Raw genomic sequence first — 8,946 nt, forward strand, 5'->3', positions numbered from 1 at the left:
TTTGGGCAAGGGGATGCCCGACGGGTTGACGTCATGGTTGTGGATTTAGGGTTTACAGCGGCATGGTGAGCCGTTTCGGAAACTGGCTGACTACCGCGCGGAAATGGTTCATGGCGGCGATCACCGCCCGCTTCTCATCAAGCGTTAATGCGTGCGGGTTGAGCGCCTGGCGCGCGGCGGGCACTCTGGCGAGAAAGAAAATGGCAGCCAGCGCCCGGTTGTTCTCGTCTGCGTGTTCGTCTCGCGGGTCACGCAGATCGTCGATAAAGCGTGCTACGTCACTCCAGTTATCGCCCCATAAACGGCCGCGAAGCTCGGCGATATGGTTCAGCCCGCTTAGCCGCTCTGATGTGCTAAGCGGAACATGCACGACAGGGGATGTGATAGCCATAAGCTCTCCTGCGATAGTGTTGGCTTGCAAAAGCAAATTCAGCGTAACGCCATGCCGAACGAATGTTTAACGCTGTGACGGCACTTTTCCTGTTGCGTAAAGGCAAAATGCCAGGCGCTGGCGTTCACCTGCGCGTCGCGCCATGTTGCGGTGTCGTGAAGGTCAGACATGTGGCGGTTAAGTCGGTTCTGCGATATGAGCTCAGCGTATTGTTGATCTCTCTGACATTCGCGCTGGCTATGGATTGCCGCGAATGCTTTCTGGTTTACTGGCGCGGACTTCGTTATGCGAATCGCGGCGTAGCGTGCCGGAAAACGGGCTGTTATCTCAGTGCTCCCCCGGCTGTGGCAGCCACGTTTGGATCGCATTTGAGTAGCGGATTGCGGATGCGACGGCGTTGATTTTGCATCTGACATATCGCATTATCTCCTGTTGTTTAAAATGTACTGCGAAGCTGTGCTTTTTGGTCAATGCATAGCAATATAAATCGCAAATGCGATTGTGTAAATCACTTTTTCGATGTTGGTGTCCATGAGTGAAAACAAGATGAGTGTTCAGGATGTGATTGAGCGCATTGCCGCGTCCTATTCCGTCTCCAGCCAGAAAGCCCTCGCGGAGGCGCTGGATGTGCCGGCGAACAATATCAGCAGCTGGATCCAGCGCGATAGCGTGTCGTATAAAGCGGTGGTCAAATGCGCACTCGACACCGGCGCGGATCTGCACTGGCTGGTGACAGGTGAATTTGCAAATGCGAAATTGACGGATAAACCGGTGCCGAAGGGCAAAGCGCTGTATGACGAAATTTTGTCGACCGGCGGACGTCCGGTGCTGCGCCGTATCCTTGATGCCTACGGGTTCGAAATGCAAAAAGAGCTGGGGGATTTACTCGATATCTCTTCCGGCACCATCAGCACCTGGGTGCGACGCGAGTTTTTCCCTGGCGATGTAGTGGTGACTTGCGCGCTGGATACCGGCGTCTCTTTAGGCTGGCTGGCGACGGGCAAAGGCGAAATGTATCCCGCTGCGGCCGCGGGCGCAGCGCAAAATGACGCGGCGCTGAGTATTCCGAAATTTCGCCATGAGTCTGGCGAGCTGAAAGAGGCGGGTGTCTGGTCGCTGGATCGCAGTCTCGCGCCAGCGTCTACCGACGGTTTGAATTTTATTGAAGGGCTGAATACGGGCTGGCTGGTGGATACCCGTGCGCAAAAAATTGGCAACGGCCGCTGGTTTATCAGCATTGACGATACGCTGGATGTGTTTGATGTGGTGCGTCTTCCGGGCGGCAAAGTGCGTCTCACCAACGGTGCGGTGGATTTTGAGTGTGCGGTAGCGGAAATCGTGCCGTATGGTGTGGTGGTCTTTACGCTCGAGAAACACGTCTGAGCCGCTGGCGCTGAGTCAGCAGAAAAACGACAAGTAAATTAACTTTCTGGTGATGTTTAATTTACAATGCCGCTTCGACCGGGAGGGGAAGTGGTGAGGAACGTTTTTCATCAATACGCAGCACAACGCGCAGCCGCAGGGCTGGCGCTGTTTGCGATCTTGCTGATCCTCGTCGCGCCGCTGATTTCTGTTTCGCTGCAGCAAGACCCAATGAGCGCGATGCCCGGCATGCACCATGAGATGAGCATGCCGATGTACGCACATCACGATGTTGCATCGCAGCCGAATGAGATGAGCATGCCGATGCGCGCACATCATGATGGCACATCACCGCCGACCGAGATGGGCACGCCGCTGCATGCACATCACCATGCCGCATCTCTGCCGATGTCGCACCATCAACCTTCTCCGCAAAGTATGCCGCTTGATCACGCCGAGGCCTGTGGCTACTGTGTTTTGCTGGCTCATGTTCCCGGCCTTCTCTTCCTCGTTATTTTGCTGCTGCTCGGCCGTGTGTTGCGCATCCGTCTGGCCGCTGCCTGCCAGCCGGTTCAGCACTGGCACTTCTTTCCCTGGCTTTGTCCTGACACCCGCGCCCCGCCGCGCGTCTGCTTTTCCTGATCCTAAAAAAATGTCCGTTCGCCTGTGCGAAACGGCAACCTTTTGCTATTTCTGAGGAAAAGTATGACAACCTGCACTCCGCGTGCGGCGTGGCTCAACGTGCTGCGACGCCTGCACTTTTACATTGGCCTGTTTGTCGGCCCGTTCATTTTTGTCGCCGCTCTGAGCGGCACGTTATATGTGGCGACACCACAACTGGAAAACTGGCTCTATCATGATGCGCTTTACGGTGTGGAAGGGGGAACGCGGCAACCGCTCGCCGAACAGATTGCCGTTGCTGAACAGGTGACCGGCGGTCATTTGCGTCTGCATGCGGTGCGCCCCGGCCTAACCGGGAATGACACCACTCGCGTGATGTTTGCTGACCCACAATTGGGCGCATCGGAGAACCGCGCGATATTTATCGACCCGGTGACGCTGCAAGTGAAAGGGGATATGACGGTCTACGGCACCAGCGGAATTTTGCCGCTGCGCCAGTGGATTGACTATTTCCACCGCTCGCTGCTGCTGGGCGAGGTTGGTCGTCTGTACAGCGAACTGGCGGCGTCCTGGATGTGGGTTGCCGCGCTTGGCGGTATTGCGCTGTGGTTTTTTACTCGCCCGAAACGGCGTATTAATAATGCTGTGCAAAATCATCGTCGCCTGCATGTCTCTTTAGGCTGGCTCCTGCTTATCGGGATGCTGCTCTTTTCCGCGACCGGTCTGACCTGGTCGCAGTGGGCGGGCGGCAATGTTGATAGCCTGCGTGCGGCGTTTGGCTGGATGACGCCGCAGGTCAATACGCAACTGCACGGCATGCAAGAGATGAACGATCCGCATGCGGAACACCATATGATGCACGATGGTATGAATATGCCGGATATGCAGCTGGATCTGGTGCAGTTCGACGAAGCGTTGCACAGTGCGCGGCAGGCCGGGATCGCCGCCAGTAAACTGGAGATCCGCCCGCCGCGTAGTGCGGATAAAGCCTGGACGGTGACGGAAATCGATCGTGGCTGGCCCACGCGCGTGGATGCGGTGGCGATTGATGGCAGCACGATGACGGTGTTGGATCGCACAAGGTTCGTGGACTTTCCGCTGATGGCGAAGCTGACGCGCTGGGGCGTTGATTTCCATATGGGCATTCTGTTTGGCCTGGCGAACCAGTTGCTGCTGATTGCCTTTGGCAGCGCGCTGTGCGTGATGATTGTGATTGGCTATCGGCTGTGGTGGATCCGCCGTCCGGCCAGTGCAAGCGCTAACCCGGCAAGTACACTACTGCATTGCTGGCTGAGTTTACCGCTGTCAGGACGGATAATTAGCGTGTTACTGGTGCTGTTAATGGGGCTGGCGCTGCCTGTAATGGGAGCCAGTTTACTGCTATTTATCCTGATTGATGCTCTGCGCTGGAAACAACATGCCAGACGTTCTGTCGTAACGATTTAGCCGTAAAATGCCGCTGGGTGTAAAAATATGATTACACTCAGTGGTAATTAAATGGCAGTTAATTTGCTGATGTAAAGTAATCGTTACGTTATGTGGATTGAAATCTTTACCAGCTATGGTATCGTTACGTCATCCTCACTTGAGGAACAACTATCGCAAACGAGCCATACAGGATTTTGATCATGCAAAAAGACGCGCTGAACAACGTACATATTACCGATGAACAGGTGCTGATCACCCCGGATCAGTTAAAAGCGGCCTTCCCGTTGACCACCGAGCAGGAAGCGCAAATCGCGCAGTCCCGCCAGACCATCTCCAACATCATTGCCGGGCGCGATCCGCGTCTGCTGGTGGTCTGCGGCCCTTGCTCGATTCACGATCCTGAAGCCGCGATTGAATATGCCCGTCGATTTAAAGCTCTTGCCGCAGAGGTCAGCGATAGCCTCTATCTGGTGATGCGCGTCTATTTTGAAAAACCCCGTACCACCGTTGGCTGGAAGGGGCTGATTAACGATCCGCACATGGATGGCTCGTTTGATGTGGAAGCTGGCCTGAAGATTGCGCGTCGTCTGCTGGTTGAGCTGGTCAGCATGGGGCTGCCGCTGGCGACCGAAGCGCTGGATCCGAATAGCCCGCAGTTCCTTGGCGACCTGTTTAGCTGGTCGGCGATTGGTGCGCGAACTACTGAATCGCAGACGCACCGCGAAATGGCTTCGGGTTTATCAATGCCGGTTGGTTTCAAAAACGGTACCGACGGCAGCCTGGCGACCGCTATTAATGCGATGCGCGCCGCAGCCATGCCGCACCGCTTTGTAGGAATCAACCAGGCCGGCCAGGTCTGCCTGCTGCAAACCCAGGGCAACCCGGATGGGCATGTGATCCTGCGCGGCGGTAAAGCGCCGAATTACAGCCCGGCGGATGTCGCGCAGTGTGAAAAAGAGATGGAACAGGCGGGACTGAAACCGTCGCTGATGGTAGATTGCAGCCATGGTAATTCCAACAAAGATTACCGTCGCCAGCCTGCCGTTGCTGAATCGGTGGTGGCGCAGATCAAAGACGGCAACCGTTCGATTACCGGTCTGATGATTGAAAGCAATATTCATGAAGGCAATCAATCTTCTGAGCAGCCGCGTTGCGAGATGAAGTACGGTGTTTCCGTAACCGATGCGTGCATCAGTTGGGAAGTGACCGAAGCGCTGCTGCGTGAAATCAATAACGATCTGCGTAACAGCCTGGCGGCGCGTTTTGCTTAAGAGGATGTTATGGTTGCTGAACTGACCGCGCTGCGCGATCAAATTGATGAAGTTGACAAGGCGCTGCTGGACTTGCTGGCGCGCCGGCTGGAACTGGTGGCAGAAGTTGGCGAAGTCAAAAGTAAATATGGCTTGCCAATTTATGTACCGGAGCGCGAAGCGACGATGCTGGCATCGCGTCGCAAAGAAGCTGAATCACTGGGTGTGCCGCCGGATTTGATTGAAGATGTGCTGCGCCGCGTCATGCGCGAATCCTATTCCAGTGAAAATGACAAAGGGTTTAAAACCCTTTGTCCGGAACTGCGTCCGGTGGTGATTGTTGGCGGCGGCGGGCAGATGGGGCAACTGTTTGCCAAAATGCTGACGCTTTCTGGCTACCAGGTGCGCATTCTTGAGAAAGAAGACTGGGCGCAGGCTGATACGCTGCTGGCTGATGCGGGTATGGTGATCGTTAGCGTGCCTATTCACGTTACCGAGCAAGTGATCGGCAAACTGCCGACCTTGCCGGAGGACTGCATTCTGGTCGATCTGGCGTCGGTGAAAAGTGGCCCATTACAGGCGATGTTGAGCGCGCACAAAGGGCCGGTACTCGGGCTGCACCCGATGTTTGGCCCGGACAGCGGCAGCCTGGCTAAGCAAGTGGTGGTCTGGTGTGATGGCCGACACCCGGAAGCGTATCAGTGGTTCCTGGAGCAGATTCAGGTATGGGGCGCGCGTTTGCACCGCATTAGCGCCGTTGAGCACGATCAGAACATGGCCTTTATCCAGGCGCTGCGCCACTTCGCGACCTTCGCGTATGGTTTGCATCTGGCGGAAGAGAATGTTCAGCTCGAACAGTTGCTGGCGCTTTCATCACCGATTTATCGCCTGGAACTGGCGATGGTCGGGCGCTTGTTTGCCCAGGATCCACAGTTATACGCCGACATTATTATGTCGTCGTCCAGTAACCTGGCGCTGATTAAACGTTACTACCAACGTTTTGGCGAAGCGATTGGCCTGCTGGAGCAGGGCGATAAGCAGGCGTTTATCGACAGCTTCCGCAAAGTTGAACACTGGTTTGGTGATTATGCTCAGCGATTCCAGAGCGAAAGCCGGGTGTTGTTACGTCAGGCTAACGACAGCCGCCCGTAAATAAAAAAGCCGTTTATACTGAAAAGCCAGTGGTTACCCACTGGCTTTTTTCATTTAAGGGATGCGCAATGGCTGAGCTGCAAACGCTGTTTGATTATACCGGGCATTTGCCGGAATGCCCTACCTGGAGCGACGCGGAGCAGGCGCTCTACTGGGCGGATATTATTGAAGGTGAGATCCACCGTTATCACTTATCGTCTGGCGAACATACGGTACTGTCGTTTGCCGAAGAAGTGGGCTGCTTTGCATTGCGTGAGAAAGGTGGCTTTATCGTGGCGATGCGTAATGCCATCTGGCTGACGGATGCGCGCGGTTTGCTGCGACAAAAAGTGTGTGATAACCCTTCAAACCCGCAACTGGCGCGCTTTAACGATGGCGGCACCGATCATCTTGGTCGTTTTTATGCGGGCACATTCTGGGGGCCGGGCGATTACAACGGCGCGTTGCTGTTGCGCATTGATAACGGCCTCATGCCCAAAGTGTTGCAGTGCGACATTCACGGTGCCAATGGTCTTGCCTTCAGCCACGATAAACAGTGGATGTATACTTCGGATACGCCGAACGCGGTGATTTACCGCACGCCGCTTGATGAGCGGGGCGAGCCGGGCAAACGCGAGGTTTTCCGCCGCTTTAACGCCGGGGAAGGTAGTCCGGACGGGGCGGCGATGGATGTCGAAGGTTGTTACTGGAGCGCAATGTTTGACGGCTGGCGCATCGCGCGTTTTTCGCCACAGGGTGAACAACTCGAAGAGTACCGTTTGCCGGTACGCTGCCCGACGATGGTCTGTTTTGGCGGCCCTGAGATGAAAACGCTGTTTATCACCACCACCCGGGAAAATATGACGGCGGACGAAGTGGCGCAATATCCGCTGTCGGGAGCGATCTTCACCCTGCCCGTGGCGGTGGCAGGAATGAAGAAACCGCTGTTTAAAGAGGTTTAAGCCGGGTCGACCGGCACCACATTTTCACTGGGGTAGCAACCGAGGACTTTCAGCGAACGCGCGGTGTCGGTGAGTTCGCGCAGTGCCTTTTGCATCTGCACGGATTGCAAATTGGCCTGCACATCGATGTAGAACATCTCTTCCCACGGGTTGCCATTAATCGGGCGTGATTCCAGTTTGGTCATGATCAAATTGTGGTTACGCAGTACCAACAGGGCTTCAACCAGCGAACCTGCTTGCTGGCCGGTCGCCATCAGCAGCGTGGTTTTTGCCGGCACCTGATCGGATACATCAATGGCTTTACGCGCCAGCACCACAAAGCGCGTGATGTTCTGCGTCTGGTTCGCCAGATTACGTTGCAGCACCTGCAAGCCATACAGCGCGCCACCGGCTTCGCTACCCAGCGCGGCAACCTGCGGCGAATTCGCCTGCGCGACTTTTTCCATCGCGGCGGAGGTGCTTTCGCAATACTCAATTTTCCACTGCGGATAGCGGTTAATGAACTGACTACACTGCTGGAAAGGCTGCGGGTGGCTGTAAACCGTGGTGATGTGTTCTAAATCGGTGGAGCCAGAAACCAGGATGCAGTGATCAATTGGCACCGTCAATTCACCAACAATAGACAAACTGGTGTGCTGAAGCAGGTCGTAAACGTCATTAATCGCGCCGGAGCTGGTGTTTTCCAGCGGCACCACCGCGTAATCGGCCAGGCCTGTTTCCACCTGGCTGAAGATATCGTGAAATTTCAGGCAACCACTTTCAATGAACTGTTCAAAATGGCGCGCCGCGTACTGGCGGGCGGCCAGGTGTGAATACGATCCTTTTGGCCCCAAAAAAGCGATGCGGGCAGAGTGCGGGTTGATTTTATTCAGATGTTGCTGGAGCAGGGCTTGCTGGGTGAGAACGGAATCTTCGATGATCAACTGAAACAGGCGGGTGATGTAGTGGGCATCCAGATGATGCGCTTTGCCGAGTTCTATCAAACGTTCGAGTAAATCACGCTCGCGATCGATATCGCGCACCGGACGGTGTGAATCTAGCTTGGCTTTGCCGACTTCAACAGAGAGCTGGCGGCGTTCGGCCAGCAGCGTCAGTAGCTGTTCATCCAGTGCGCTGATCTTTACGCGTAAATCCAGTAAGGGGTTTTCAGCCGTCATGTTGTTGCCTTTCGTCTTTAATTGTTATCAATAAAAAAGGCCTCCCGGTGTGGGAGGCCTTTTTGTTCGTCTTCGCATTCTTTATCACAAAACGAATCGCCTCCCTAATTGGGGAAGGTAAAAAAGAATGCGAAGAAGAACGGAACAAGTTTCATGGAGTTTTCCTTTGTGCGACCGAAGTACAGTACCCGTACTGTTTTCGCTCTGTCAATAAAAAACGCGCCCGTGGGCGCGTTGGGATGGGCTCAATGTAGAGACTACTCTTCTTCTTCCTCAACGAAGCTTGTGTCTTTCACCGATGTTGCGGCGCGACGTGCTTCACCTTTGTGTTGCACTTTATTCAGCTGCCGTTCCAGCTTGTTAATCAAATCGTTGATGGCGGTGTACATATCTTCATGTTTTGCGCTGGCAACCAGTTGTCCGTTCGGTGTGCTGATCGTTGCATCGGCGATAAAGCCCTGTGGCTCTTTTGACAGGATGATATGCGGATTAATCAGTTGAGTTTGCCATTTATCCAGTTTGGCGAGACGGTCTGTGACATGCTGGCGGATTGCCGGAGTAATTTCCATTTGTTTACTGGTAATGTTCATTGTCATAAATTTTACCTCTTGTCTTTCCGTCTTGGTGATTTCAGCATACCGTCC

General features: G+C 54.7%; 11 protein-coding genes and 1 other annotated feature. Of the genes, 6 read left to right on the forward strand and 5 right to left on the reverse strand.

Annotation, left to right across the window (positions count from 1 at the left end):
- Positions 1 to 52: 52 nt before the first annotated feature.
- Entirely contained in the window at positions 53 to 391 is a 339-nt protein-coding gene (locus C813_RS28860) for a DUF5347 family protein (RefSeq protein ID WP_017459951.1), read from the reverse strand.
- Between the two features lie 38 nt (positions 392 to 429).
- On the reverse strand, positions 430 to 561 hold the full coding sequence (locus tag C813_RS47630) for a hypothetical protein (protein WP_017459952.1): 132 nt from the start codon (positions 559 to 561) through the stop codon (positions 430 to 432).
- Positions 562 to 922: 361 nt separating this feature from the next.
- On the opposite strand from C813_RS47630, the gene C813_RS28865 reads away from it, so the two are divergent.
- From C813_RS28865 to C813_RS28890, 6 genes are all read left to right on the forward strand, one after another.
- Complete coding sequence (locus C813_RS28865) at positions 923 to 1,774, forward strand: phage repressor protein CI (RefSeq protein ID WP_025263876.1); 852 nt, start codon at positions 923 to 925, stop codon at positions 1,772 to 1,774.
- A 93-nt stretch (positions 1,775 to 1,867) separates the two neighbouring features.
- Positions 1,868 to 2,395 (forward strand): DUF2946 family protein, encoded by a 528-nt coding sequence (locus C813_RS28870; protein ID WP_096325421.1) that lies wholly within the window; start codon positions 1,868 to 1,870, stop codon positions 2,393 to 2,395.
- Between the two features lie 63 nt (positions 2,396 to 2,458).
- Entirely contained in the window at positions 2,459 to 3,820 is a 1,362-nt protein-coding gene (locus C813_RS28875; protein ID WP_017459955.1) for a PepSY-associated TM helix domain-containing protein, read from the forward strand.
- A gap of 182 nt (positions 3,821 to 4,002) precedes the next feature.
- Entirely contained in the window at positions 4,003 to 5,073 is a 1,071-nt protein-coding gene (gene aroF / locus C813_RS28880; RefSeq protein ID WP_017459956.1) for a 3-deoxy-7-phosphoheptulonate synthase AroF, read from the forward strand.
- A gap of 9 nt (positions 5,074 to 5,082) precedes the next feature.
- On the forward strand, positions 5,083 to 6,204 hold the full coding sequence (gene tyrA / locus C813_RS28885) for a bifunctional chorismate mutase/prephenate dehydrogenase (RefSeq protein WP_017459957.1): 1,122 nt from the start codon (positions 5,083 to 5,085) through the stop codon (positions 6,202 to 6,204).
- Positions 6,205 to 6,272: 68 nt separating this feature from the next.
- Positions 6,273 to 7,145, forward strand: coding sequence for an SMP-30/gluconolactonase/LRE family protein (locus C813_RS28890; protein WP_017459958.1), 873 nt, complete (start codon positions 6,273 to 6,275; stop codon positions 7,143 to 7,145).
- Here C813_RS28890 and pheA read toward each other — a convergent pair.
- From pheA to raiA, 3 genes are all read right to left on the reverse strand, one after another.
- The gene (gene pheA, locus C813_RS28895) at positions 7,142 to 8,302 is read right to left on the reverse strand and encodes a bifunctional chorismate mutase/prephenate dehydratase (RefSeq protein WP_017459959.1); all 1,161 of its coding nucleotides are present in this window, start codon (positions 8,300 to 8,302) and stop codon (positions 7,142 to 7,144) included. The two genes, C813_RS28890 and pheA, sit on opposite strands and share 4 nt — an antisense overlap.
- A gap of 30 nt (positions 8,303 to 8,332) precedes the next feature.
- Positions 8,333 to 8,458, reverse strand: a sequence feature (Phe leader region).
- Positions 8,407 to 8,457, reverse strand: a complete 51-nt coding sequence (pheL, locus tag C813_RS47410) for a pheA operon leader peptide PheL (protein ID WP_189660115.1) — start codon at positions 8,455 to 8,457, stop codon at positions 8,407 to 8,409. Its footprint overlaps the feature before it by 51 nt.
- A gap of 101 nt (positions 8,459 to 8,559) precedes the next feature.
- Complete coding sequence (gene raiA / locus C813_RS28900; protein WP_017459960.1) at positions 8,560 to 8,898, reverse strand: ribosome-associated translation inhibitor RaiA; 339 nt, start codon at positions 8,896 to 8,898, stop codon at positions 8,560 to 8,562.
- Positions 8,899 to 8,946 lie beyond the last annotated feature (48 nt).

This window comes from Kosakonia sacchari SP1 (genome assembly GCF_000300455.3).
Lineage (GTDB): Bacteria > Pseudomonadota > Gammaproteobacteria > Enterobacterales > Enterobacteriaceae > Kosakonia > Kosakonia sacchari.